Genomic DNA, 24,084 nt, shown 5'->3' with positions numbered 1-24,084 from the left:
CGGCGATCGGCCGCAACGATGGCCCCAGCGCGTGCAGGGGTCATCGCATCGCTGCGACGCGCGCGGTGCAAAATCGGTAAGATGGCGCCTGTCCGCGATGCCGGACCACCGCTATCGCCATGCCTTGTCTATCCGGAACGTTCCGGATCCTGTTCACCGCTCTTGTTCACCGCTCTGTCGACCGCCATTCCGCCATGCAAGCGAATTCCCGCGCCTACTTCCTGCTGATTGCCATCGTCTCGTTCGGGCTGGTCGGCTACGCCCTCTATCTGCAGCACGCGCAGGGCTATCAGCCGTGCCCGCTCTGCGTGATGCAGCGCTTCGCCTTCGTCGCGATCGGGCTGTTCTCGCTGCTGGCCGCGCTCGGGCAGGGCACGCGCACGCTGTGGCAAGGGCTGGCGATGCTGTCGGGCGTCGGCGGCATCGCGGTGGCGGGCTATCACATCTCGCTGCTGCTCGATCCGAAGGCGAGCTGCGGCATCGATCCGCTCGAGAACTGGGTCAACGCGCTGCCGACCGCGCGCGTGCTGCCGCAGGTCTTTTATTCGGACGGTCTGTGCACCGCGCCGCTGCCGCCGGTGCTGGGCATCTCGATTCCCGGCTGGTCGCTGATCTGGCTGGTGGTGCTGACCGGCGTGCTGGCGGTCGGACTGATCCGGCGCGAGCGCAACTATCGTTGAGCGAGCCCCAGCGGCCGCTCGACAACATCATTGGAGAAACTGGCCGTGTTCCGTTGGTTTGAAAGGCGCATCCACAACTACCCGGATTCGCTTCCCGATACGCCGCCGCAGCACTGGATCGCGTTCATCGTCGATTGCACCGCGGGCGTGCGGCGTTACTTGCTGCTGCTGGTGCTGTGCGCGATGGCGATCGGCATCTTCGAGGCGGTGCTGTTCAGCATGCTGGGCCGCCTGGTCGACTGGCTCGCCGCGGTCAAGCCGCAGCAGCTGTGGTCGACCTATTCGGACCGCCTGCTGCTGCTGGCCGGCATCGTGCTGGCGAGCATCGTCGTGGTCGCGGTCTGGAGCATGCTGAAGTTCCAGACGCTGTTCGGCAACTTCCCGATGCGGCTGCGCTGGAATTTCCACCGGCTGATGCTCAACCAGAGCATGGGCTTCTTCCAGGACGAGTTCGCCGGCCGTGTCACCACCAAGGTCATGCAGACCGCGCTGGCCGTGCGCGACGCGGTGATGACGGTTGCCGATATCCTGGTCTATATCGTGATCTACCTGGTGTCGGCGGCGGTGGTGCTGGCCAATTTCGATGGCTGGCTGCTGGCGCCGTTCCTGCTGTGGGTCGTCGCCTATGTCGGCGCATCCTGGTATTTCGTGCCGCGGCTGGCGCGCGTGTCGGCGCATCAGGCCGACGCGCGCTCGGTGATGACCGGGCGCGTGACCGATGCCTACACCAATATCGCCACCGTCAAGCTGTTCTCGCACTCGCGCCGCGAGGCCAGCTACGTGCGCAGCGCGATGCAGGAGTTCATGCAGCCCGTCTATGCGCAGGGGCGGCTGATCAGCGCCTTCGAGATCGTCAACCACACGCTGATCATGATGCTGATCGTGGCCACCACGGGGCTCGCGCTGTACCTGTGGTCGGCCGGCCAGATCGGCATCGGCGCGGTGGCGGCGGCCACCGCGATGGCGATGCGCCTGAACGGCATCTCGCAGTGGGCGATGTGGGAGATTGCCGAGCTGTTCGAGCATATCGGCACGGTGCGCGATGGCGTGTCGACGCTGGCCCGTCCCCGGCATATCGAGGACCGTGTCGACGCCGTGCCGCTGCGGGTGCCGCACGGCGAAATCCGCTTCGAGCACGTCGACTTCTCCTACGGCTCGGGCCGGCCGGTGTTCGACGACTTCACGCTGACGATCCGCCCCGGCGAGAAGGTCGGCCTGGTCGGCCGCTCGGGCGCGGGCAAGTCGACGCTGGTCAACCTGCTGCTGCGCTTCTATGACGTCGAGTCGGGCCGCATCCTGATCGACGGTCAGGACATCGCCGGGGTCACGCAGGACAGCCTGCGCGCGCAGATCGGCATGGTCACGCAGGACACCTCGCTGCTGCACCGTTCGGTGCGCGACAACATTGTCTATGGCCGGCCCGATGCCAGCGATGCCGAGATGGTGGCCGCCGCGCGGCGCGCCGAGGCCGAGGACTTCATCCACACGCTGAGCGACCGGGAAGGGCGGCGTGGCTACGATGCGCACGTCGGCGAGCGCGGCGTCAAGCTGTCGGGCGGCCAGCGCCAGCGCATCGCGATCGCGCGGGTGATGCTGAAGGACGCGCCGATCCTGCTGCTGGACGAGGCCACCAGCGCGCTCGACAGCGAGGTCGAGATCGCAATCCAGCAAAGCCTGTACCGGCTGATGGAGGGCAAGACCGTGGTGGCGATCGCGCACCGGCTGTCGACGCTGGCGGCGATGGACCGTATCGTCGTGCTCGATCGCGGCCGCATCGTCGAGCAGGGCTCGCACCGCGAACTGCTGCAGCGCGGCGGGTTGTACAGCCGGCTGTGGGCCCACCAGAGCGGCGGCTTCCTGACCGAGGAGGCGTTGCAGGAGTAGCGGCACTCCCGTCTTGACCCTGATCCTGACTGCGGCCCCGGCCGCGGCCGGGATCGCCTCGGTCAATCGATCAGGCGATCTGCTCGATCTGCTCCTGCAGCTCCAGCCAGCGCTCCTCCAGCGTGGCCAGTTCCCCTTCGACCTCGCCCTGGCGCTTGAGCATCTCCAGCAGCCTGGCCTTGTTGGCCTCGGCATAGCTGGCCTCGTCGGCCATGAAGCCGTCGATCTCGGTCTTGGCCTGTTGCAGCACGGCCATCCGCTTCTCGACCTTTTCCAGTTCCTTGGCCAGCGGTTTGCGCAGCTGCGCCAGCCGCTGCCGCTCGTCGGCCTCGGCGCGGCGCTGGTCGCGGCGATTCTGCGCGGGCGCCGCGTCGCTGGCACCGTCAGCGCCATCGGCCCGATGCGCCGCCGCCGCGGCGTTGCGCTTGGCGGCGGCCTGCTGCAGCAGCCAGTCGCGATAGTCGTCGAGGTCGCCGTCGAAGGGCTGCAGACCGCCGTCGGCCACCAGCATGAACTGGTCGGTGGTGGCGCGCAGCAGATGCCGGTCGTGCGAGACCAGGATCAGCGTGCCCTCGAACTGCGCCAGCGCCATCGTCAGTGCCTCGCGCGTATCGAGGTCCAAATGGTTGGTCGGTTCGTCGAGCAGCAGCAGGTTGGGCTTCTGCCAGACGATCAGCGCCAGCGCCAGCCGCGCCTTCTCGCCGCCGGAAAACGGTTCGATCGGCGAGGTCGCCATGTCGCCGCGGAAATTGAAGCTGCCGAGGAAGTCGCGCAGTTCCTGCTCGCGCGTATCGGGCGCCAGCCGCGCCAGATGCTGCAGCGGCGAGTCGTGGTCGCGCAGCGTCTCGAGCTGGTGCTGGGCGAAGTAGCCGATCTGCAGGCCCTTGCCGTGCCGCAGCGTGCCGGCCAGCGGCGCCAGCGTATTGGCCAGCGTCTTGACCAGCGTCGATTTGCCCTGGCCGTTGGCGCCGAGCAGGCCGATGCGCTGGCCGTTCTGGATCGACAGCGTCAGGCCGCGCAGGATCGTCACCGGCGGCGGACCCGCGTAGCCGCAATCGACCGCGTCGAGCACCATCATCGGATTCGGGGCGGCATCGGGCTCGCGGAATTCGAACGAGAAGCCGGCCGCGGCGTGCACCGGCGCCAGCCGTTCCATCTTCTCCAGCGCCTTGACGCGGCTCTGCGCCTGGCGCGCCTTGGTCGCCTTGGCCTTGAAACGCGTGATGAACGATTCCAGGTGCGCGATCTGCTTTTGCTGGCGCGCGTAGGCGGCCTGCTGCTGCGCCATCTGCTGCAGCCGCAGCGTCTCGAACAGGCTGTAGTTGCCGCCATAGCGGCGCAGCTGCTGCTGTTCGATATGGACGGTGACGTTGCAGATCGCGTCGAGGAACTCGCGGTCGTGCGAGATCATCACCAGCGTGCCCGGGTAGCGCGCCAGCCAGTCTTCGAGCCAGACGATCGCATCGAGATCCAGGTGGTTGGTCGGTTCGTCGAGCAGCAGCAGATCGGACGGGCACATCAGCGCCTGCGCCAGATTCAGCCGCATGCGCCAGCCGCCGGAGAAGGCGGCGACCGGCTGGCCGACCTGCGCCAGCGTGAAGCCCAGGCCCAGCAGCAGCGCCTCGGCGCGCGAGGCCGCGGTGTAGCCGTCGGCGTCCGCGTAGGCCGCGTGCGCTTCGGCCTCGGCGTGGCCGTCGCCGCTGCGCTGCGCGGCGGCGATGGCCTGCTCGATCGCGCGCAGCCGGGTGTCGCCGTCGATCACGTAGTCCAGCGCGCTGCGCTCGACCGCCGGCGTTTCCTGCGCGACATGGGCCACGCGCCATTGCGCCGGCACCGCGACGTCGCCGCCGTCCGGATGCAATTCGCCGCGCAGCAGCGCGAACAGCGTCGATTTGCCGCTGCCGTTGGCACCGACCAGGCCGACGCGCTCGCCGGGATTGAGCGTCACGCTGGTGTGGTCGAACAGCACCTTGGTGCCGCGCTGGAGTACTAGCTGGTCGATTCGGATCACGAGAGTCTTCTATGGAAAGTCGAGCCCGGCACGAGGCCGGGCAGGGCGCATTTTAGCTTGGGGCGGCGGGCGGCATCGCGTGCTGCCGCCGAGGGCTCTCGCATGGCTATCGCGCCCGGCCGCAATTCGCGCGACAATGCGCGCCCCGCCGCCGTTTCGCTGTTTCGTCGTTTCGCCGTTTCGTCGTTCGCTGTTTCCGCATTCAAGGCATGCCGCCCGAGCCCGTTTCCGCCCGCCGCCCAGACCCGACCGCAACCTGGACCGCCGTCCGCAAGGATTTCGTCGAGCCAGGCACGCGCTGCGCCGGCGCGGGGATCGGCATGCCGGCGGGCAACAAGGGCCACGGCATCGGCTCGGGCCACGCCTATATCCTGCGCGACGCGGCCGGCCACGAGCATCCGTTCGGACCGGATTGCGCGCTGCGGCTGCTGGGCGGCCCTGGCGCGCTCGACGCCGCGCCCGATTTCACCGCGCGCGCCGCGGGCGCCGGACCCTGGCGCGACGACGCGCGGCCGCGCCGCCGTGCGGGCGCGGGCCGCGAGCGGGAACTGGAACGCGAACGAGCCCGCCAGCATGCGGCCGCGGTCCGCTATCTGCTGTTGCGCATGGAGAAGGTCGCCGGCGTGCCGCGCGTGCAGCCCAGCGTCCGTTTCGCGCCGCTCGAGCCGCTGTATGCGGCTTATCGCGACACGGGAAAACTGACATCGCAGCAGGCCGCCCGCGTGCTGGCGATCGAGCGCAGCCCGTCGACGCCGGCCACGCTGAAGACGGCCAATCTGCTCGATGTCTACACCGCCTACGTGCAGCTGGAGCTTGCGCTGCGCGAGGCGGTGCGGGTCGAGCAGCAGCGCTTCCTGCGCGGCGTGATGGACTGGCTGGCCCGCCATCTGACGCTGACGCGCGCGCAGGCCGAGGCGGCGGGCCTGGCGCTGCATCCGCGCGCGTGGCAACCGGACACGCCGCCGCGGCGCGCGTCCGGCGCCAGGGACGCCGACTGGGACGCCGACTGGGACGCCGACTGGGACGGCTGAACCGAGCCGCCTCCGACCGGCCTACCGGCGATCGGCTGGATCGAGATGGAGGTCGTCGTACGGCAGGCTGACGTAGATCAGCACGGTCAGCAGCGTGATGAAGAAGCGGAAAGCGTCGGGCACGCCGTTCCATTCCTTCGACATCCACATGCCGAACCATTCGCCGCCGATCGACATGAAGGCGACCTGCCAGGTCAGGAAGCCCAGCGTCAGGCCGGCCACCGCCCAGGTCTTGGCCCGATGGAATTCCCGCGGCGATTGCCGGCGCGCGCGCCATAGGGCAAGGCCGCCGGCCCAGCACAGCAGCGCCGTGGCGGTCTCGAGCGCGATGATGCCGATGTAGCCGGCGTGATGCAGCACCGGCGAACGGATCGCGCGGTACATGATGCCGTTGCCCGGGAAAGTCGTGTCCATCAGGAACACATGCTGGACGAAGGCGAAGTTGGTGCCGTAGTCGGTGATATTGCCGAACGACACCAGCGAGGCGAACAGGGCCATGGCCAATACCGCGGCGATCTTGGAATAACGCACGATCATGTCGAAAGTCTCAGGAGCAAGGACCGCCGGTGCGCCGGTGGGATGGGCGTGCCAACCCGGGCCGGTCGAACGACGTGGCGGTCGGAATGAAGGGAAGAGGCGGGACCCGGAACGGGCGCGAGGGAAATCCGGCTGGAGATCGGGACTGGTGTTACCTGAGACGCGTGGCGGGCCTGGGAAGCCGCGCCGGCCGCGCTGGATCGATCCAACCTTGTGCGGAGGGGATTGTACCGGCTGGCGCGCCGCGGCGGAATGGCGTTTAATGCGGTGATCGATCCTGGTCGCCCCGGAGAGCCGCCGATGCAGCTGCACGATTGCTTTTCAAGCCGCTACGAGGAAGCCCGCGCGAAGTTCCGGCTTGCCGCCGAGAACGTTGGCGACGTGCCTACGCCGTTCGCGCATCCGACGCGGCGCGGCGCCGAGGACGAGGAGCTGGCGATGGACGTGGCCTGGATCGGCCCGCGCGATGCGCGCCATCTGATCCTCGTCACCTCGGCGATGCACGGCGCCGAGGGCTTCTGCGGCTCCGGCGCGCAGATCGCGCTGCTGCACGATGCGGCGCTGCTGCAGCAATGCGCGAAGGCCGGCGCGGCGCTGCTGCTGGTCCATGCGGTCAACCCCTACGGCTTCTCGCACATGCGCCGGGTCAACGAGGACAACGTCGACCTGAACCGCAACTTCATGGATTTCACGCGGCCGCTGCCGCAGAACGCCGCCTATGCCGAGGTCGCGCCGCTGCTGCTGCCGGCGCACTGGCCGCCGTCGGAGCAGGACGAGGCCGCGCTGGCCCGCGCGATCGCCGAGCGCGGCATCGGCTGGTATCAGGCCGCCGTCAGCGCGGGCCAGTACGACGATCCGCACGGCATGTTCTATGGCGGCCGCGTGGCGACCTGGAGCAATTACACGCTGCGCCGCATCCTGGCGCGCTACGGCGCGGGACGCACCAGCCTGCGCTGGATCGATATCCATACCGGGCTGGGGCCCTGGGGCTATGGCGAGCCGATCTACATGGGGCCGGACGATGTGTCACGGCTGGAGCGGACCCGCGCGATCTGGGGCCAGCACGTGACCTCGATGTACGACGGCTCGTCGACCTCGGCCAACCTGACCGGGCTGGCCTGGCACGCCGTTCCCGATACGCTGCCCAATATCGACTTTGCCGGCATCGCGCTGGAGTTCGGCACCTTGCCGCTGCCGGACGTATTGCAGGCGCTGCGCGGCGACCATTGGCTGCATCTGCATCCGGACGCCGACAATACGCAGCGCGCGCTGATCCGCCAGGGCATGTGGCGCGCCTTCTATGGCGACGCCGACGATTGGCGCGAAGGGGTGGTCGAGCAATGCACGACCGCGGTGCGGGCGGCGGTAGCGGGGTTGGGGGCGTTGGGGGAGGGCTGAGGAACCACCCCCGCTCCCCAACCCTCTCCCCCTGAGGGGGAGAGGGAGAACAACATCGGGAACGCAGGACGCGGTGGCGACGCCATTGGTTTTCTCCCCCTCTCCCGCTAGCGGGAGAGGGGCGGGGGAGAGGGCAGCGGCGGCCGATCTGCCAGCGACGTCCGCCACGATCGCGATTACAGCCCCGCCGCCTCCAGCGCCTCGTACGTCAGCAGGAACACCTGCTCCTCGCCGGCGCTGACCGTCAGCCAGATCAGTTCCAGATCGGGGAAGGCCGCCTCGACATTGTCGAACTCGTTACCGATCTCGACCACCAGCACGCCGCCGGGATTCAAGCGGGCGCGGGCGCCCGCCACGATCCGGCGCACCACGTCCATGCCGTCGTCGCCGCCGGCCAGCGCGATGCGCGGCTCGGCCAGGTATTCGGCGGGCAGCCGCTGCATGGCGCCCTCGTTCACATAGGGCGGATTGCTGAGGATCACGTCGTAGGTCGCGCCCGCCGGCAGCGGCGCGTACAGGTCGCCGTGATGCAGATGGATGCGGTCCTCGAGCCCGTAGTCGGCGACATTGCGGCGCGCCACCTCGAGCGCATCGGCCGAGATGTCGACCGCGTCGATCGTCGCGTGCGGCCAGGCCTGCGCGGCCAGGATCGGCAGGCAGCCCGAGCCGGTGCACAGCTCCAGCACCGGGCCGATCGCGTCGACGTCGCTGACCCACGGGTTCAATCCGTCCTGCAGCAGCTCGCCGATGAAGCTGCGCGGCACGATCACGCGCTCGTCGACATAGAAGCGCTGCCCATGCATATAGGCCTCGTGCGTGATGTAGGCAGCCGGCACGCGCTCGTCGACGCGGCGGCGGATCACCTCCATCACCGCGGCGATCTCCTCGGGCAGCAGCCGCGCGTCAAGGAAGGGATCGAGCGTATCGAGCGGCAGATGCAGCGTATGCAGGATCAGGTAGACCGCCTCGTCGTAGGGGTTGTCGGTGCCGTGGCCGAACGACAGGCCGGCCTGGGTGAAGCGCGACACCGCCAGGCGCAGCAGGTCGCGGACGGTGGACAGGGGAGAGGCGTGGGCCATGGCGAAGGAGAGGTCAGGGGTCGGTCGGGGCCGAATCGCTCAGGCGATCAGCCGTTCCAGCACGCCGCGATAGATGTTCTTCAGCGGCTCGATGAAGCGCACGTCGACGTGCTCGTCGATCTTGTGGATGCTGGCGTTGGGTGGGCCGAACTCGATCACCTGCGGGCAGATCTTCGCGATGAAGCGGCCGTCCGAGGTGCCGCCGGTGGTCGACAGCTCGGTCTGCACGCCGGTCTCGGCCGCGATCGCCGCGGCCATCGCCTCGGACAGCTCGCCGCGCGGCGTCAGGAACGGTTCGCCGCCGAGCGTCCAGTCGAGCTGGTATTCGAGCCCGTGGCGATCGAGGATCGCGTGCACGCGCGCCTTCAGCTGCTCGGGCGTGCTGGCCGTCGAGAAGCGGAAGTTGAAGTCGATCGTCACGTGGCCGGGGATCACGTTGGTCGCGCCGGTGCCCGCGTGGATGTTCGACATCTGCCAGGTGGTGGGCGGGAAATACGCGTTGCCGTCGTCCCAGCGTTCGCCGACCAGTTCGGCCAGCGCCGGCGCGGCCAGATGGATCGGGTTGCGCGCCAGGTGCGGATAGGCGATATGGCCCTGCACGCCCTTGACGGTCAGCTTGCCGGACAGCGAGCCGCGCCGGCCGTTCTTGACCATGTCGCCGAGCGTATCGACCGAGGTCGGCTCGCCAACCACGCAGTAATCGAGCCGTTCGCCGCGCGCCTGCAGTGCCTGCACGACCTTGACGGTGCCGTCGTGGGCCGGCCCTTCCTCGTCGCTGGTGATCAGGAGCGCGATCGAGCCGGCATGGTCTGGATGGGCCTGCAGGAATTCCTCGATCGCCACCACGAAGCCCGCGATCGACGTCTTCATGTCGGCCGCGCCGCGGCCGTACAGCTTGCCGTCGCGATGGGTCGGCTCGAACGGCGGCGAGGTCCATTGTTCGAGCGGGCCGGTCGGCACCACGTCGGTGTGGCCGGCGAACGTCAGCAGCTTGCCACCGGTCCCCAGCCGGCCGCGCTTGACCGCCCATAGATTGGTCACGCGGAACGAGTCCGGGCCGCTGACCAGCGATTCGCAGGTGAAGCCGAGCGCGGACAGCCGCGCCTGCAGCACGGCCTGGCAGCCTTCGTCGGCGGGGGTCACCGACTGGCGGCGGATCAGGTCTTCGGTCAGCGCCAGCGTGGGATTGGCGGCGGGCGTTGCGGGGGCGTTGGCGGTCATGGCGCGGATGTGGGGGAAGCGGTCGGACGGTCAGGCGGTCAGGCGATAAGGCGATAAGGCGATAAGGCGGCGAGCGTTCGGGCTCAGCCCTGGAAACGTTCGGCGTACTGGTCCGCGGCAAAGCCGACCGCGACCGCGCCGTCATGTTCGAGCACCGGCCGCTTGATCAGCGACGGGCTGCGCTGCATCAGCGCGATCGCGCCGTCGGCGTCCTCCGCCAGGGTCTTGTCGGCGTCGGGCAGCGCGCGCCAGGTGGTGCCCTTGCGGTTCAGCAGCAGCGACAGCGGCACCTGCTCGAGCCAGCGGCGCAGCATCGTCTCGTCGACGCCCTGCTTCTTGAAGTCGTGGAAGGCGTAGTCGACGCCGTTGGTTTCGAGCCAGGTGCGGGCTTTCTTGACGGTATCGCAGTTCGGGATGCCGTAGAGCTGGACGGTCATGGCGAATGAGGAATGAAACGTTGGCGAGGGGTCGGCCAGGGATGGCGACAGCGGCGCGAGGCGCGATGCCGCCAGCCGCAGCCCGGTTCAGCGCAGCAGCAGATTGATGGCGATCACCAGGGCCGGCAGGCCCAGCGCGAAGCCGGCCATCGCCACCGCGGTCATCAGCCGCAGCCGGCGATCCAGCCGCGCCGCTTCCTTGCGCAGCGCGTCGATGGTGATCGCGTGCTGTTCGGCCAGCAGCTTGACGTTCTCGGCCTGCTGCATCGCGGCCGTCTCGAGCTCGGCGACGCGCGCCGCGAGCAGGCGCGCCTGCTCCTGCGGATCGGACGCCGGCGTGCCGTCGGCCGGCTCGTCCTTGCGCTTGCCCTTCTTGTATTTCTCGATGGTCTTGTTGGCCTGCTCGAGAATGGTCGGCAGCAGGGACAGCACGGTGCTGACGGTAGCGGGGTCCAGGGCCATGAATCGCTTGCGAAGGGAGGGCACGGGTCACCTCACGTGGGAGCCGGCGCGCTGCGCCGGTCGGGGCGAGGGGGGCGGAAGAAGCGACAGCGGGGGCGGCCCGCGGGCCGCCACCGCGCTGCCGTCAGTCGCCGCGCAGCAGGTCGTTCAGGCTGGTCTTGGCGCGCGTCTGCGCGTCGACCTTCTTGACGATTACGGCGCAGTACAGGCTGTACTTGCCGTCCTTCGACGGCAGGTTGCCCGCCACCACCACCGAGCCCGCCGGCACGCGGCCGTAGTGGATCTCGCCGGTTTCGCGATCGTAGATCTTGGTCGACTGGCCCAGGTAGACGCCCATCGAGATCACCGAGTTCTCCTCGACGATCACGCCCTCGACGATTTCCGAACGGGCGCCGATGAAGCAGTTGTCCTCGATGATCACCGGGTTGGCCTGCAGCGGCTCGAGCACGCCGCCGATGCCGACGCCGCCCGACAGGTGCACGTTCTTGCCGATCTGCGCGCACGAACCGACGGTGGCCCAGGTATCGACCATCGTGCCTTCATCGACATAGGCGCCGATGTTGACGTACGAGGGCATCAGCACCGCGTTCTTCGCGATGAACGAGCCGCGGCGGGCCACCGCCGGCGGCACCACGCGAAAGCCCGCCTTGGCGAAATCGTCGGCGGACCAGTTGGCGAACTTGGTCGGCACCTTGTCGTAGAACTGCGCGAAGCCGCCGGCGGCCATCGGCACGTTGTCCTCGAGGCGGAACGACAGCAGCACCGCCTTCTTGACCCACTGGTTGACGATCCAGTCCTTGCCTTGCTTCTCGGCCACGCGCAGGGTGCCCGCGTCGAGCTGGCCGATCACCGTGGCCACCGCTTCGCGGATGTCGGCCGGGGCGGACTTGGGCGACAGGCTGGCGCGGTCTTCCCAGGCCTGGTCGATCAGAGCTTGCAGTGCTTGCGTCATATGCGTTTCTTCGCGTGTTGTCGTGGTTGATCGTGGTTGAATTCGTGGCCGCCGCGCGGGAGCGCGCATGGCGGTCAATAGGGGTTCGGACTGGATTCGGTTCAGCCGCGGCGCGCCAGGCCCCGGCAGAAGGCGACGATGCGCTCGGCACCCTCGCGGCATTCCTCGGGCGTCGCCACCAACGCCATCCGCACGCGGTTGGCGCCGGGATTGATGCCGTCGGTCTCGCGCGCCAGGTAGCTGCCCGGCAGCACGGTCAGGTGCTGCTCGGCATAGAGCCGCGCGGCGAACTCGGTGTCGGATAGGCCGGTGCGCGAGACATCGGCCCACAGATAGAAGCCCGCGTCGGGCAGCGCGACGTCGAGCACCTGGGCCAGCATCGGCGTGACCTCGGCGAACTTGGCGACATAGGCGGCGCGGTTCTCGCGCACATGGGCCTCGTCGTTCCAGGCCGCGACGCTGGCGCTCTGCACCGCCGGGTTCATCGCGCCGCCATGATAGGTGCGATACAGCAGGAAGCGGCCCAGCAGCGCCGCGTCGCCGGCGACGAAGCCCGAGCGCAGCCCCGGCACGTTCGAACGCTTGGACAGGCTGGAGAACATCACCAGCCGCTCGAAGCCGCGCCCCAGCCGGTGCGCCGCCTCGAGCGCGCCCAGCGGCGGCTTGCCTTCATCGAAATAGATTTCGGAATAGCACTCGTCGGAAGCGATCACGAAGCCGTGGCGGTCGGACAGCGCGAACAGCCGGCGCCAGTCCTCCAGCGACAGCACCGCGCCGGTCGGATTGCCCGGCGAGCAGACATAGACCAGCTGCACGCGCGGCCAGACATCGTCGGCAATGCGGTCGAACGCCGGCGCGAAGTTGCGCGCCGGATCGCTGTTGGCGAACACCGGCGTGGCGCCGGCCAGCAGCGCGGCGCCCTCGTAGATCTGATAGAAGGGGTTCGGGCACAGCACCAGCGCGCCGGGGCGGGTGCCGTCGACCACGGTCTGGGCGAAGGCGAACAGCGCCTCGCGCGAGCCGGTGACCGGCAGCACCTGGCTGGCGGGGTCGATGCGGGGCAGTCCGTAGCGCCGTTCCAGCCAGCCGGCGATGCATTGGCGCAGCGGGTCGGAACCGGCCGTTGTGGGATAATTCGCCAGCCCGCCAAGCGACTCGGCCAGCGCATCGCGGATGAAGCGCGGGGTCGGATGCTTGGGCTCGCCAATGCCGAAACTGATCGGCCGCAGCGCACCGTTCGGCTCGATTCCCGCAAACAGGGCCTTCAGTTTCTCGAACGGGTAGGGCTGCAGCAAATCGAGACGCGGGTTCATGATGGGTCGAAGGCCTGTCGAAACGCAGCATTATAAGGGACGAGCCCGGGGACGAGGCTGGGGACGAGGCTGGGGACGAGGCTGGGGACGAGGCTGGGGACGAGGCGCCGCGCCGAGGGACCGGCGGCCCGCGGGTGTCCCGGCCACGATCGGGCTCCCGCATCGCTCAAATCGATCCAGATCCATGTCAGGCATCGTTTCCCGGGTGCCGCCAGTCCGTGCTTTTCATTTCATGAGTCATTCCAACACCAACGCGCAGCCCGGCACCGCCCATGCCGATACCGATACCTTCAAGGCTTCCCTGTCGATCCTGCTCGGCGCCTCGGTGTGGGGCATCGCGTGGTATCCGTATCGGCTGCTGGCCGCCTGGGGCCTGGGCGGCATGAAGGCGGCCGCGGTGGTCAGCGCGGTGGCCGCCGTGCTGGCGCTGCTGGTGCTGCGGCGGCAATTGCGCGGGCTGCGCTGGTCGTGGCTGTTCGTCGCGATCGCGCTGGCGGCCGGCGTCACCAATGCCGGCTTCGTCTGGGGCAGCGTCCACGGCCACGTGATGCGGGTGCTGCTGCTGTTCTATCTGACCCCCGTGTGGACCGTGCTGGTCGCGCGGCTGCTGATCGGCGAACGGGTCTCGCCGGCGGGGCTGGTGCTGGTCGCGCTGGCGATGTTCGGCGCCGGCCTGATGCTGTGGACGCCCGAGGTCGGCGTGCCGCTGCCGCGCGACGCCGCCGAATGGGCCGGTCTGGTCGCCGGCATCGCGTTCGCGTTCAACAACGTGCTGTCGCGCCGCGCCGGCCAGCGCTTTCCCGAGATGGACGCGCGGCTGCGCACGCTGATGGTGTTCGGCGGCGGCACGCTGGTCGGCGGCGTCGCCGCGCTGTGGCTGGACGCCGGCGCGGTGGCGATCGCGCCCGAGGCCCGCGTGGCGGCCCCGCTGCTGGTGCTGGGCCTGGCGGCCACGCTGGTGGTCGGCAACGCCATCGTCCAGTACGGCCTGCAGCACCTGCCGGCCAACCGGGTCTCGCTGCTGATGCTGTTCGAGATTGTGGTCGCCGCGGTGTCCTCGTGGTGGCTGGCGACCGAGACGCTGAGCTGGAAGGAGGCGGCCGGCGGCCTGTGCATCGTGGCGGCCGGCGCTCTGTCGGGCCTGGTGCACCGCCGCAGCGGGCCGGCGCGGGCGCGGGCGGCCGATGGCGCGGGTTGCGCCGGGCTGCAAGGGCAGTAGGCGCCGCCATCGGCGGCCCGGCACCGGCGTGCCGCGGCAGCGCCGCAAGACCCGGCCGGTGCGGCCGGGATGCCGCCCGGATGGCGCGGGAAGCGGCCGGCAACGGCCCCGTAACTGCCGGTAAATCCGGCTGGACGGCGTCACACCGATGGTATGATTAGCGCCAATTTTCGGGCACAAGTACGCGACGAATGCGGTGCGGGCGGCACGTCGGCACAGGGCGTCGCGCACGCTGTCCGGCCTTTCTGGGTGCCGCTCCCGGGCGTGCCTCACCACGGATTCGAACCCATTCAAGACCAACCGTGCGACTGTCCTCGATCAAGCTGGCGGGCTTCAAGTCCTTTGTCGATCCCACCAATTTCCAAGTGCCCGGCCAACTGGTCGGCATCGTCGGTCCCAACGGCTGCGGCAAGTCCAACATCATCGACGCGGTGCGCTGGGTGCTCGGCGAGTCCCGCGCCTCCGAGCTGCGTGGCGAGTCGATGCAGGACGTCATCTTCAACGGTTCCACCGCGCGCAAGCCGGCCGGGCGCGCCAGCGTCGAGCTGGTGTTCGACAACGCCGAGGGCCGCGCCGCCGGGCAGTGGAGCCAGTACGCCGAGATCGCGGTCAAGCGCGTGCTGACCCGCGACGGCACCTCGTCCTACTACATCAACAACCAGCCGGTGCGCCGGCGCGACATCCAGGACATCTTCCTGGGCACCGGCCTGGGGCCGCGCGCCTACGCGATCATCGGCCAGGGCATGATCTCGCGGATCATCGAGGCCAAGCCCGACGACATGCGGATCTTCCTCGAGGAAGCGGCCGGCGTGTCCAAATACAAGGAACGCCGCCGCGAGACCGAGAACCGGCTGTCGGACACGCGCGAGAACCTGACCCGCGTCGAGGACATCCTGCGCGAGTTGTCGGCCAACCTCGACAAGCTCGAGGGCCAGGCCGAGGTCGCGCAGCGCTTCAAGGCGCTGCAGGCCGAGGGCGAGGAGAAGCAGCATCTGCTGTGGCTGCTGCGCAAGCGCGAGGCGCTGGCCGAGCAGGAACGCCATCAGCGCGCGATCGAGCAGGCGCAGATCGACCTGGAAGCGCAGACCGCGCAGCTGCGCCACGTCGAGGCCGAGCTGGAGACGCTGCGCGCCGCGCACTACGCCGCTTCCGACGGCATGCACGCCGCCCAGGGCGCGCTCTACGAGGCCAATACCGAGGTCAGCAAGCTCGAGGCCGAGATCCGCTATGTGGTCGAATCGCGCAACCGCGTGCAGGCGCAGATCGCCGCGCTGACGGCGCAGCGCGAGCAGTGGCAGGCCAAGGCCCAGCAGGCCAGCGACGAACTCGAGCAGGCCGAAGAAGAACTGGCGCTGGCCGAGGGCCGCACCATCGAGGCGCAGCAGGCGGTCGAGCAGCAGAGCGAAGCGCTGCCGACGCTGGAAGCCCAATGGCGCGACGCGCAGGCGCTGCTGAACGAGCAGCGCACCGGCATCATGCAGGCCGAGCAGGCGCTCAAGCTCGAGGCCGCGCACCAGCGCAACGCCGACCAGATGCTGCAGCAGCTGGAGCAGCGCCGCGAACGCCTGTCCGGCGAGGAAAAGGGCCTGGACCGGCCCGACGACGTCAGGCTGGAGGAATTGCGCGCCGAGCTGGCCGAACACGAGGCGATGCTCGAGGACGCGCAGGCCGCGCTGGCCGAGGCCGAGGACAATCTGCCGCGGCTCGATGCGCAACGCCGCGCCGCGCAGGAGCGCGTGCAGAGCGAAGCGGCGGCGATCGCGGCGCTGGAGGCGCGCCTGGCCGCGCTGCGCCAGCTGCAGGAGAACGTGCAGAGCGAAGGCAAGGTCCAGCCCTGGCTGGCCAGGCACGGTCTGGCCGAACTGCCGCGCCTGTGGAAGAAGATCCATATCGAACCGGGCTGGGAAAACGCGCTCGAGTCGGTGCTGCGCGAAAAGCTGGCCGCGCTGGAAGTCTCCAGCCTCGACTGGGTCAAGGGCCTGCTGACCGACGCGCCGCCCGCCAAGCTGGCGTTCTATGCGCCGCCGCCCGCGGCACGCCCGGGCGAGGCGCCGGCCGGACTGCGCCCGCTGATGTCGCTGCTGCAGATCACCGAGCCGGGCATCCGCGCCGTGATGCAGGACTGGCTGGCCGACGTCTACACCGCCGACGACATGGAGCAGGCGTTGGCCGCCCGCGCCAGCCTGCCGGAGGGCGCGACCTTCGTCGTCGCCGAGGGCCATCTGGTCGGCCGCAGCTCGGTGCATCTGTATGCCGCCGACTCCGAGCAGGCCGGCATGCTGGCGCGCGAGCAGGAAATCGAGAATCTGCAGAAGCAGGCCCGCGCGCAGACGCTGCTGGCCGACGAGGCCAAGGCGCAGGCGGTACGTGCCGAGGCCGCCTATACCGAGGGCAGCCGCAAGCTGGTGGAAGCGCGCGCCGACAGCGAGCGCGTCACGCGGCGCGTCCACGGGCTGCAGATGGACGTGCTCAAGCTGTCGCAGGCGATGGAGCGCTACGCCGCGCGCAGCAGCCAGATCCGCGAGGAACTGGAGGAAATCGCCGCGCAGATCGACGAACAGCGCGCGCTGAAGGCCGAATCCGAGGCGAACTTCGAGCGGCACGATACCGAGCTGGCCGAGATGCAGGCCGCGCACGAAGACCACCAGATGGCCTACGAAGCGCTGGATGCGAAGCTGTCCGACGCGCGCCAGCAGCTGCGCGATCTGGAACGCGCCGCGCAGGAGGCCGTGTTCGCCGAGCGCAATCTGGCGGCCCGCATCGACGAGCTGCGCCGCAATATCCAGGTCGCCGGCGACCAGAGCGAGCGCATCGCCGAATCGCTGGAGAACGCGCGCGCCGAGCTGGAAACGATCAACGAGCAGACCGCGCATACCGGCCTGCAGGAAGCGCTGGAGCTGCGTGCCGAACGCGAGCAGAAGCTGGCCGCGGCCCGCATCGAGCTCGACGCGCTGTCGGCGCAGCTGCGCCAGTCCGACGAGCAGCGGCTGGCCGCCGAGCGCAGCCTGCAACCGCTGCGCGACCGCATCACCGAACTGCAGCTGAAGGAGCAGGCGGCACGCCTGGCGCAGGAGCAGTTCGCCGAGCAGCTGGCCGCGGCCGAGGTCGACGAGGCCGCGCTGGCCGGCAAGCTCAACGGCGACATGAAGCCCTCGTATCTGCAGGGCGAAGTCACGCGGATCAACAACGCGATCAACGCGCTGGGCCCGGTCAACATGGCCGCGCTCGAGGAACTGGCGGCCGCGCGCGAGCGCAAGACCTTCCTCGACGCGCAGTCGGCCGACCTGAACGACGCGATCCAGACGCTGGAAGACGCGATCCACAAGATCGATCAGGAAACGCGCGCGCTGCTGCAAGGCACGTTCGACCAGGTCAATCATCATTTCGGCGAGCTGTTCCCGCAGCTGTTCGGCGGCGGCCAGGCCAGGCTGATCATGACCGGCGAGGAGATCCTCGATGCCGGCGTGCAGGTGATGGCCCAGCCCCCGGGCAAGAAGAACTCGACGATCCACCTGCTGTCGGGCGGCGAAAAGGCGCTGACCGCGATCGCGCTGGTGTTCGCGATGTTCCAGCTGAATCCGGCGCCGTTCTGTCTGCTGGACGAGGTCGACGCGCCGCTGGACGACGCCAATACCGAGCGCTACGCCAATATGGTCGCGCGCATGTCCGACAAGACGCAGTTCGTCTTCATCTCACACAACAAGATCGCAATGGAAATGGCGCACCAGCTGATCGGCGTCACGATGCAGGAGCAGGGGGTGTCGCGGATCGTTGCCGTCGACATGGACGCGGCCGTTTCGATGGCGGAGGCGGCATGAGCGGATCGATTCGATTGACGCATGGGGTCAAGTCCCGGCAGGCGTTTCCGCTGAACCGTGGAGGGCGCGCGTAATGGATCTGCAAACCGCGCTCGTCGTCGCCGGCATCGTGCTGCTGCTGCTGGTGGTGGCCTACAACCAATGGCAGATCCGCAAGTCGCGCCGGCCACGCGCGCTGCAACCGGAGGACGACCTGCCGCCGATGCGCGAGCCGGTCGTCGGCGAGGACATCAAGCCCGAGGTCAGTGCCAAGCTGCACGAGCCGCCGCGTCCCGAAACGATCCAGCGCAAGGAGCCGAAGCTGTCGGTGCCGCCGCTCGATGACGATGCGCAGGCCGCCCAGGCCGCGTCGCCGCTGGTGGCCGGCAGCGCCGATGCCGACGAGCTGCTGGCCGAGGAGGTCGCCGACGGCATCGCGCGCAGCGCGCCATCCGCCCGCGTTCCCGGCGCGCACGCCGCCCCGCATACCGGCCAGGATACGCAGGCCGACGCCGGCGAGGCGCCCACACCGGCTGCGGCACAGGCTACGGCACAGGCTCCGGCACGGGCTCCCGCAGCGGCCGCGGCGCCGCAGCCCGAACCGGCGGCCGAGCCGATCGTGGCCGACGGCCAGCCCAGGCCCGCGGTCATCGATCCGCTGATCGACTGCATCGTGCCGCTGCATCTGGAGCGCAAGGCCTCGGGTGACCGCATCCTGCCGCTGACCGGCCGCCTGCGCCGCGCCGGCACCAAGCAGGTCCATATCGAGGGCCTGTACGAGCCGGCCAACGCCTGGGAGCCGGTGACCGCCGGCCATCAGTACGAGGACCTGCAGGTCGCGGTGCAGCTGGCCAATCGCGGCGGCCCGCTGAACGCGCTGGAGTTCTCCGAGTTCGTCAACGCGGTCGAGGCGCTGGCCGAATCGCTCGACGCGTCGGCCGAGCTGCCGGACATGACCGAGACCGTCGCCAACGCGCGCGAGCTCGACAGCTTCGCGGCCGCCTGCGACGTGCAGCTGGGCGTCAATGTGGTGTCCGATGGCGCGCCGTGGTCGGCCGCCTATGTGCAGAACGTCGCCACCCAGGACGGCCTGGTGCTGTCGCGCGACGGCACCCGCTTCACCCGCTACCAGGCCGGCCCCGACGGCATCCAGCGTGCGCTGTTCACGCTGCAGTTCGGCGATACCAACTTCCTGCGCGACGACCTGACGGTCAAGGCGGGCAGCCAGATCACGTTGCTGCTGGACGTGCCGCAGGCCTCGCAGGCGGTCAAGCCGCTGAAGACGATGTGCGAATACGGTGACAGCCTGGCTCAGCGGATGGGTGCGCGGCTGGTCGACGACAATCACCGGCCGCTGACCGAGACGTCGTTCGTCGCGATCTTCCAGCAGCTGCAGGCGCTGTACGACAAGCTCGAGGCGCGCGGCATGCCGGCCGGGTCGCCGGTGGCATTGCGCCTGTTCAGCAGCTGACGGGCGGATCTGCGCCGTTCTTGCGGTCCGCTTTCGCCGTCAGCCTTCCCGCCCGCTTTTTCGTACCGCCCACGCCCATGCCAGCAAAGAAACACGGCGCTCCCACTCCGGCCGACGCGCCGCGGACCGCTGCGGCCAATGCAGCCGACGCGGCCGACGCAGCCGAAGCCGCGCGTCCCGACAATTCCGCCGACAAGCCCGACGCCCCCGCCGCGCGCGCCGACTGGCTGCGCGAGCAGATCGAGCACCACAACTACCAGTATTACGTGCTCGACGCGCCGACCATTCCGGACGCCGAGTACGACGCGCTGTTCCGCGAGCTGCAGGAGCTCGAGGCCGCGCATCCCGAACTCTTGAGCCCCGAATCGCCGACCCAGCGCGTCGGCGGCCAGCCGCTGACGGCGTTCGCGACGGTGCGGCATCGGCTGCCGATGCTGTCGCTGAACAATGCGTTCGACGACGACGACGTGATCGGTTTCGATCGCCGCTGCGCGCAGGGCCTGGGCCGCACGGTGGCCGCCGAGGGCACCGCCGACCTGTTCTCGGCCGCCGATGCGGTCGAATACGCCTGCGAGCTGAAGTTCGACGGGCTGGCGATGTCGCTGCGCTACGAGAACGGCCGGCTGGTACAGGCCGCCACGCGTGGCGATGGCGAGACCGGCGAGGACGTGACCGCCAATGTGCGCACGATCAAGGCGATTCCGTTGAAGCTGAAGGCCGGCGCGCCGGCGGTGATCGAGGTGCGTGGCGAGGTCTTCATGTACCGGCGCGATTTCGACAAGCTCAATGCGCGCCAGGCCGAGGCCGGCGAAAAGACCTTCGTCAATCCGCGCAATGCCGCGGCCGGCAGCCTGCGCCAGCTCGATCCGCGCATCACCGCGCGCCGTCCGCTGTCGTTCTTCGCCTATGGCCTGGGCGAGCTGGATGGCGAGCCGCGTCCGGCCACCCATGAGGCGCTGCTGAAACGCTTCGCTGCGCTCGGCCTGCCGGTCTGCGCCGAGCGCGACGTGGTCAAGGGCGCGCAGGGGTTGCTCGGCTTCTATCGCGGCGTCGGCGCCAAGCGCGACAGCCTGCCGTACGACATCGACGGCGTGGTCTACAAGGTCAATGCGGTCGAGGAGCAGGAGCGGCTGGGCTTCGTTTCGCGCGCGCCGCGCTTTGCGCTCGCGCACAAGTTTCCGGCGCAGGAAATGACCACCGTGGTCGAGGACATCGAGGTCCAGGTGGGCCGCACCGGCGCGATCACGCCGGTGGCGCGGCTCGCGCCGGTGTTCGTCGGCGGCGTCACGGTGACCAATGCCACGCTGCACAACGAGGACGAGGTCCGCCGCAAGGACGTGCACATTGGCGACACCGTGATCGTGCGCCGCGCCGGCGACGTGATTCCCGAAGTGGTCGCGGTGGTGCCCGAGCGCCGGCCGGCCGATGCGAGGCCGTTCACGATGCCGACCGCGTGCCCGGTGTGCGGCTCCAATATCGAGCGGCTCGAGGACGAGGCGATCGCGCGCTGCACCGGCGGGCTGATCTGTGCCGCGCAGCGCAAGCAGGCGCTGCTGCATTTCGCGCAGCGCCGCGCGATGGATATCGAAGGGCTCGGCGAAAAGGTGGTCGACCAGCTGGTCGAGCAGGGCATCGTCCGTACGCCGGCCGACCTGTACAAGCTCGGCGTGGCCAAGCTGGCGGCGCTGGACCGCATGGCCGACAAGTCGGCCGGCAATCTGGTTGCCGCGATCGACGCGTCGCGCGCCACCACGCTGAACCGCTTCATCTTCGCGCTGGGCATCCGCCATGTCGGCGAGGCGACCGCCAAGGACCTGGCGCGGCATTTCGGCAAGCTCGACGGGCTGATGGCGGCCGACGAGGCCGCACTGCTGGAGGTCAACGACGTCGGTCCGGTGGTCGCGCAGTCGATCGCGCATTTCTTTGCCGAGGCGCACAACGTCGAGGTCATCGAGCAGCTGCGCGCCGCCGGCGTGCACTGGCCCGAGAGCGAGCCGGCCGCGCGCGCGCCGGCGCCGCTGGCGGGCAAGACCTTCGTGCTGACCGGCACCCTGCCGACGCTGTCGCGCGAGGAGGCCAAGGAGAGGCTGGAAGCGGCCGGCGCCAAGGTCGCGGGCTCGGTGTCGAAGAAGACCGATTACGTGGTGGCCGGCGAAGAGGCGGGCAGCAAGCTGGCCAAGGCGCAGGAGCTCGGCGTGCCGGTACTGGACGAGGCCGGCATGATGGCGCTGCTCCAGCAGCAGGGGGTGGCGGGACGCTGAGGCCGAAGCGGCCGCCGGCGCCGTCCAGTGAGACGCCGGAGCGCCGGTCAGCAAAGCAAAGGGGCACGGCCGATTCCGGAAGAACCGGCCTCTGCCGCGCGGCTAACCTCGCCGGGTTCTTCCCACCACCAGGAGAGACCCATGGCTTCGATCGCAGCAAGCCACCCATCATGCGCCGATTGGCTGGCCGTCCGCGTCAAGCTCGACGGCTTGCGCGAGCGTTTCCGGCAGCAGCCGTCGCAGCGGCACGAGCAGGCCTTCGTGTTTCGCGGCCAGACGTTCCGGCTCGCGTATTTCGCCGCCGCGGATACCGGCATCCTGCACACCATCAAGTCTCTCCGGGGCAGCGTCGAGCGGCCCGCCGGACGTCTCGCGTGCCGCGTGTCGTCCGCGCCGTCGCAGGCGTCGTGGCTCGATCGCATCCGGCAGATCGTCGCGAACCTGTTTTCGCCGCTGCTGGACATGTGGGACGGCGACAAGCAGTGGACGTTCGGCTGTCCGGCGCTGGAGTCGCGCGGGCAAACGATGCTGCGCTATCTGGCGCCGCATGTGCCGCGCGAGCGTTTGCGCTCGATCGACGTCGACGTGGACCGCATCTTTGCGGCGTGAGCGCGGATCCCCGGGGCGGGCGCCCGTGCGGCCCAATCGCCCCGATCTGCCCCATCGGTCCCATCGGCCGCCGGCAGCAGCGCTGGCTATAATCGACCGGATTCAGGTGGAGCACCACCGCATGCGGCAGCCGGTACGACCCCCGGCCGCCCGAGCAGAGGACAAGCAATGATTCGAGACATTCTGAAAATGGGCGACCCCCGGCTGCTGCAGGCCGCCCGCCCGGTCCAGCGCTTCAATACTCCAGAACTCCGCACGCTGATCGAGGACATGTTCGACACGATGGACCACGCCAATGGCGCCGGGCTGGCCGCGCCGCAGATCGGCGTGGACCTGCAGGTCGTGATCTTCGGCTTCGAGCGCAACCCGCGCTATCCCGATGCGCCGCAGGTGCCCAAGACGGTGCTGATCAATCCGGAACTGACGCCGCTGTCCGACGAGATGGAGGACGGCTGGGAGGGTTGCCTGTCGGTGCCCGGCCTGCGCGGCATGGTGCCGCGCCATACCAGCCTGCGCTATACCGGCTTCGACCTGATGGGGCAGCGCATCGAGCGCGTTGCCGAGGGCTTCCATGCGCGCGTGGTGCAGCACGAATGCGACCACCTGCGCGGCATCCTGTATCCGATGCGGGTCAAGGACTTCAGCAAGTTCGGCTTTACCGAAGTGCTGTTTCCCGAGCTGAACGGGGTGCAGTCGGACGATTGACGGCGGTCATCGCCGGGCCGGCGTGGGCGCCGGTCCCGCCGGTCCCGCCGGTCCCAGTATTGCCGTCAGAACTTCTCGAACGGCCCGAGGAAGCGCCACTGGCCGACCGGCAGGTCGCCCAGCACGATGCGGCCCATGCGGACGCGCTTCAGTCCGACCACCTTCAGGCCGACCTGCTCGCACATCCGGCGGATCTGCCGCTTCTTGCCTTCGCGCAGCACGAAACGCAGCTGTTCCTCGTTCTGCCAGCTGACCTTGGCGGGCTTCAGCGGCTCGCCGTCGAGCGACAGGCCGTGGCGCAGCCTGTCCAGCCGCTCGGCGGGGAACACGGCCGAGACATTGCGCTCGACCGGACCATCGGGCGCATCCTCCCAGACCACCCGCACCAGGTATTCCTTCTCGATGTTCGAGTCCTCGCCGATCAGCTGGCGGGCGATGCGGCCGTCCTGTGTCAGCACCAGCAGGCCGGTCGAATCGATGTCCAGGCGTCCGGCCGGGGCCAGGCCCTTGTGTTGCCAGGGCGCATAGCGTTTGCGGGTCGGATCGCTTTCCCACTGGTTCTCGGCAGTGAACAGCGTGGCCGCCGGCTGATAGCCTTCCTCGGCCTGGCCGGATACATAGCCGACCGGCTTGTGCAGCAGCACCGTGACACGCTCCCCTTGCTCGGAACGGGCGGCCTGATGGATCTCGATCGTCGCGTCCGGGCGGATGCGCGTGCCGAGCTCGGTCACGGGCTTGCCGTCGACCAGCACCCAGCCGCGCGGAATCCATTCGTCGGCCTCGCGGCGCGAGCACAGGCCCAGTTCGGACATCCGCTTGGACAGGCGCACCAGGCCATCGTGCTCGTGCGCCGAGCCGGCGGCATGCGCGTTCGACGGCGGGCGGGCCGGGCTGCGCGTTGGAGCGGGGCGCCGCGCGTCGTCTCGCACACGGTCGCTGCCGGGTTTGGGCGCGCGCCCGGTGCCGGCGCCGAAGCCTGAGCGGGCCGGGCGCATGTCGCCGGCCTCGGCCTGCGGG

19 protein-coding genes are annotated in these 24,084 nt (G+C 69.4%); 10 read left to right on the top strand and 9 right to left on the bottom strand.

The window, feature by feature from the left end:
- The first annotated feature begins 194 nt into the window (after positions 1-194).
- Complete coding sequence (locus LRR16_RS24045) at positions 195-680, top strand: disulfide bond formation protein B (protein ID WP_006577845.1); 486 nt, start codon at positions 195-197, stop codon at positions 678-680.
- Positions 681-725: 45 nt separating this feature from the next.
- Entirely contained in the window at positions 726-2,564 is a 1,839-nt protein-coding gene (locus tag LRR16_RS24040; RefSeq protein WP_232207323.1) for an ABC transporter ATP-binding protein, read from the top strand.
- A 70-nt stretch (positions 2,565-2,634) separates the two neighbouring features.
- On the opposite strand, the gene LRR16_RS24035 is transcribed toward LRR16_RS24040, so the two are convergent.
- Positions 2,635-4,575: an ATP-binding cassette domain-containing protein gene (locus LRR16_RS24035; RefSeq protein ID WP_232207322.1), complete on the bottom strand. Its 1,941-nt coding sequence runs from the start codon at positions 4,573-4,575 to the stop codon at positions 2,635-2,637.
- A 209-nt stretch (positions 4,576-4,784) separates the two neighbouring features.
- Here LRR16_RS24035 and LRR16_RS24030 point away from each other — a divergent pair, with 209 nt between their 5' ends.
- Positions 4,785-5,606, top strand: a complete 822-nt coding sequence (locus LRR16_RS24030) for a hypothetical protein (protein WP_232207321.1) — start codon at positions 4,785-4,787, stop codon at positions 5,604-5,606.
- 21 nt (positions 5,607-5,627) lie between these two features.
- On the opposite strand, the gene LRR16_RS24025 is transcribed toward LRR16_RS24030, so the two are convergent.
- Complete coding sequence (locus LRR16_RS24025; RefSeq protein WP_006578566.1) at positions 5,628-6,143, bottom strand: DUF2165 family protein; 516 nt, start codon at positions 6,141-6,143, stop codon at positions 5,628-5,630.
- Positions 6,144-6,443: 300 nt separating this feature from the next.
- Between LRR16_RS24025 and LRR16_RS24020 the strand changes: the two genes are divergently transcribed.
- Positions 6,444-7,541 (top strand): M14 family metallopeptidase, encoded by a 1,098-nt coding sequence (locus LRR16_RS24020; RefSeq protein WP_023264603.1) that lies wholly within the window; start codon positions 6,444-6,446, stop codon positions 7,539-7,541.
- A 176-nt stretch (positions 7,542-7,717) separates the two neighbouring features.
- On the opposite strand, the gene prmB is transcribed toward LRR16_RS24020, so the two are convergent.
- The 6 genes from prmB to dapC form a co-directional block, all read right to left on the bottom strand.
- Positions 7,718-8,620, bottom strand: coding sequence for a 50S ribosomal protein L3 N(5)-glutamine methyltransferase (gene prmB, locus LRR16_RS24015; RefSeq protein WP_006578822.1), 903 nt, complete (start codon positions 8,618-8,620; stop codon positions 7,718-7,720).
- Between the two features lie 39 nt (positions 8,621-8,659).
- Positions 8,660-9,841 carry a succinyl-diaminopimelate desuccinylase gene (gene dapE / locus LRR16_RS24010; RefSeq protein WP_232207320.1) on the bottom strand — a complete coding sequence of 394 codons (1,182 nt, stop codon included), beginning with the start codon at positions 9,839-9,841 and terminating at the stop codon, positions 8,660-8,662.
- Between the two features lie 83 nt (positions 9,842-9,924).
- Positions 9,925-10,278 carry an ArsC family reductase gene (locus tag LRR16_RS24005; protein WP_232207319.1) on the bottom strand — a complete coding sequence of 118 codons (354 nt, stop codon included), beginning with the start codon at positions 10,276-10,278 and terminating at the stop codon, positions 9,925-9,927.
- Between the two features lie 87 nt (positions 10,279-10,365).
- Positions 10,366-10,740 carry a hypothetical protein gene (locus LRR16_RS24000; protein ID WP_006578819.1) on the bottom strand — a complete coding sequence of 125 codons (375 nt, stop codon included), beginning with the start codon at positions 10,738-10,740 and terminating at the stop codon, positions 10,366-10,368.
- Between the two features lie 124 nt (positions 10,741-10,864).
- A complete protein-coding gene (dapD, locus tag LRR16_RS23995) occupies positions 10,865-11,692 on the bottom strand; it encodes a 2,3,4,5-tetrahydropyridine-2,6-dicarboxylate N-succinyltransferase (RefSeq protein ID WP_232207318.1) in 828 nt (275 codons plus the stop codon).
- Positions 11,693-11,793: 101 nt separating this feature from the next.
- Positions 11,794-13,005 carry a succinyldiaminopimelate transaminase gene (gene dapC, locus LRR16_RS23990; RefSeq protein ID WP_232207317.1) on the bottom strand — a complete coding sequence of 404 codons (1,212 nt, stop codon included), beginning with the start codon at positions 13,003-13,005 and terminating at the stop codon, positions 11,794-11,796.
- A gap of 232 nt (positions 13,006-13,237) precedes the next feature.
- Here dapC and LRR16_RS23985 point away from each other — a divergent pair, with 232 nt between their 5' ends.
- From LRR16_RS23985 to def, 6 genes are all read left to right on the top strand, one after another.
- Complete coding sequence (locus LRR16_RS23985; protein WP_064577148.1) at positions 13,238-14,224, top strand: DMT family transporter; 987 nt, start codon at positions 13,238-13,240, stop codon at positions 14,222-14,224.
- A gap of 302 nt (positions 14,225-14,526) precedes the next feature.
- Complete coding sequence (smc, locus tag LRR16_RS23980) at positions 14,527-18,042, top strand: chromosome segregation protein SMC (RefSeq protein WP_232207316.1); 3,516 nt, start codon at positions 14,527-14,529, stop codon at positions 18,040-18,042.
- Positions 18,043-18,115: 73 nt separating this feature from the next.
- On the top strand, positions 18,116-19,492 hold the full coding sequence (locus LRR16_RS23975) for a cell division protein ZipA C-terminal FtsZ-binding domain-containing protein (protein ID WP_232207315.1): 1,377 nt from the start codon (positions 18,116-18,118) through the stop codon (positions 19,490-19,492).
- 77 nt (positions 19,493-19,569) lie between these two features.
- Positions 19,570-21,753 (top strand): NAD-dependent DNA ligase LigA, encoded by a 2,184-nt coding sequence (gene ligA / locus LRR16_RS23970; protein WP_232207314.1) that lies wholly within the window; start codon positions 19,570-19,572, stop codon positions 21,751-21,753.
- Positions 21,754-21,894: 141 nt separating this feature from the next.
- On the top strand, positions 21,895-22,362 hold the full coding sequence (locus tag LRR16_RS23965) for a hypothetical protein (RefSeq protein ID WP_232207313.1): 468 nt from the start codon (positions 21,895-21,897) through the stop codon (positions 22,360-22,362).
- A gap of 168 nt (positions 22,363-22,530) precedes the next feature.
- Positions 22,531-23,067, top strand: a complete 537-nt coding sequence (gene def / locus LRR16_RS23960) for a peptide deformylase (RefSeq protein ID WP_006579164.1) — start codon at positions 22,531-22,533, stop codon at positions 23,065-23,067.
- A 65-nt stretch (positions 23,068-23,132) separates the two neighbouring features.
- Here the strand turns inward: def and LRR16_RS23955 are convergent.
- Positions 23,133-24,084: pseudouridine synthase (locus LRR16_RS23955; RefSeq protein ID WP_232207312.1), on the bottom strand; the 952-nt coding region annotated here is incomplete at its 5' end.

Source organism: Cupriavidus sp. UGS-1, from assembly GCF_021213615.1.
Classification (GTDB): domain Bacteria; phylum Pseudomonadota; class Gammaproteobacteria; order Burkholderiales; family Burkholderiaceae; genus Cupriavidus.
This window is presented reverse-complemented; position numbering and strand designations above follow the sequence as displayed.

Coding starts and splice junctions, on each gene's coding strand:
- LRR16_RS24045 (WP_006577845.1), top strand. CDS start 195: ATGCAAGCGAATTCCCGCGCCTACTTCCTGCTGATTGCCATCGTCTCG.
- LRR16_RS24030 (WP_232207321.1), top strand. CDS start 4,785: ATGCCGCCCGAGCCCGTTTCCGCCCGCCGCCCAGACCCGACCGCAACC.
- LRR16_RS24025 (WP_006578566.1), bottom strand. CDS start 6,143: ATGATCGTGCGTTATTCCAAGATCGCCGCGGTATTGGCCATGGCCCTG.
- LRR16_RS24020 (WP_023264603.1), top strand. CDS start 6,444: ATGCAGCTGCACGATTGCTTTTCAAGCCGCTACGAGGAAGCCCGCGCG.
- prmB (WP_006578822.1), bottom strand. CDS start 8,620: ATGGCCCACGCCTCTCCCCTGTCCACCGTCCGCGACCTGCTGCGCCTG.
- dapE (WP_232207320.1), bottom strand. CDS start 9,841: ATGACCGCCAACGCCCCCGCAACGCCCGCCGCCAATCCCACGCTGGCG.
- LRR16_RS24005 (WP_232207319.1), bottom strand. CDS start 10,278: ATGACCGTCCAGCTCTACGGCATCCCGAACTGCGATACCGTCAAGAAA.
- LRR16_RS24000 (WP_006578819.1), bottom strand. CDS start 10,740: ATGGCCCTGGACCCCGCTACCGTCAGCACCGTGCTGTCCCTGCTGCCG.
- dapD (WP_232207318.1), bottom strand. CDS start 11,692: ATGACGCAAGCACTGCAAGCTCTGATCGACCAGGCCTGGGAAGACCGC.
- dapC (WP_232207317.1), bottom strand. CDS start 13,005: ATGAACCCGCGTCTCGATTTGCTGCAGCCCTACCCGTTCGAGAAACTG.
- LRR16_RS23985 (WP_064577148.1), top strand. CDS start 13,238: ATGAGTCATTCCAACACCAACGCGCAGCCCGGCACCGCCCATGCCGAT.
- LRR16_RS23975 (WP_232207315.1), top strand. CDS start 18,116: ATGGATCTGCAAACCGCGCTCGTCGTCGCCGGCATCGTGCTGCTGCTG.
- ligA (WP_232207314.1), top strand. CDS start 19,570: ATGCCAGCAAAGAAACACGGCGCTCCCACTCCGGCCGACGCGCCGCGG.
- LRR16_RS23965 (WP_232207313.1), top strand. CDS start 21,895: ATGGCTTCGATCGCAGCAAGCCACCCATCATGCGCCGATTGGCTGGCC.
- def (WP_006579164.1), top strand. CDS start 22,531: ATGATTCGAGACATTCTGAAAATGGGCGACCCCCGGCTGCTGCAGGCC.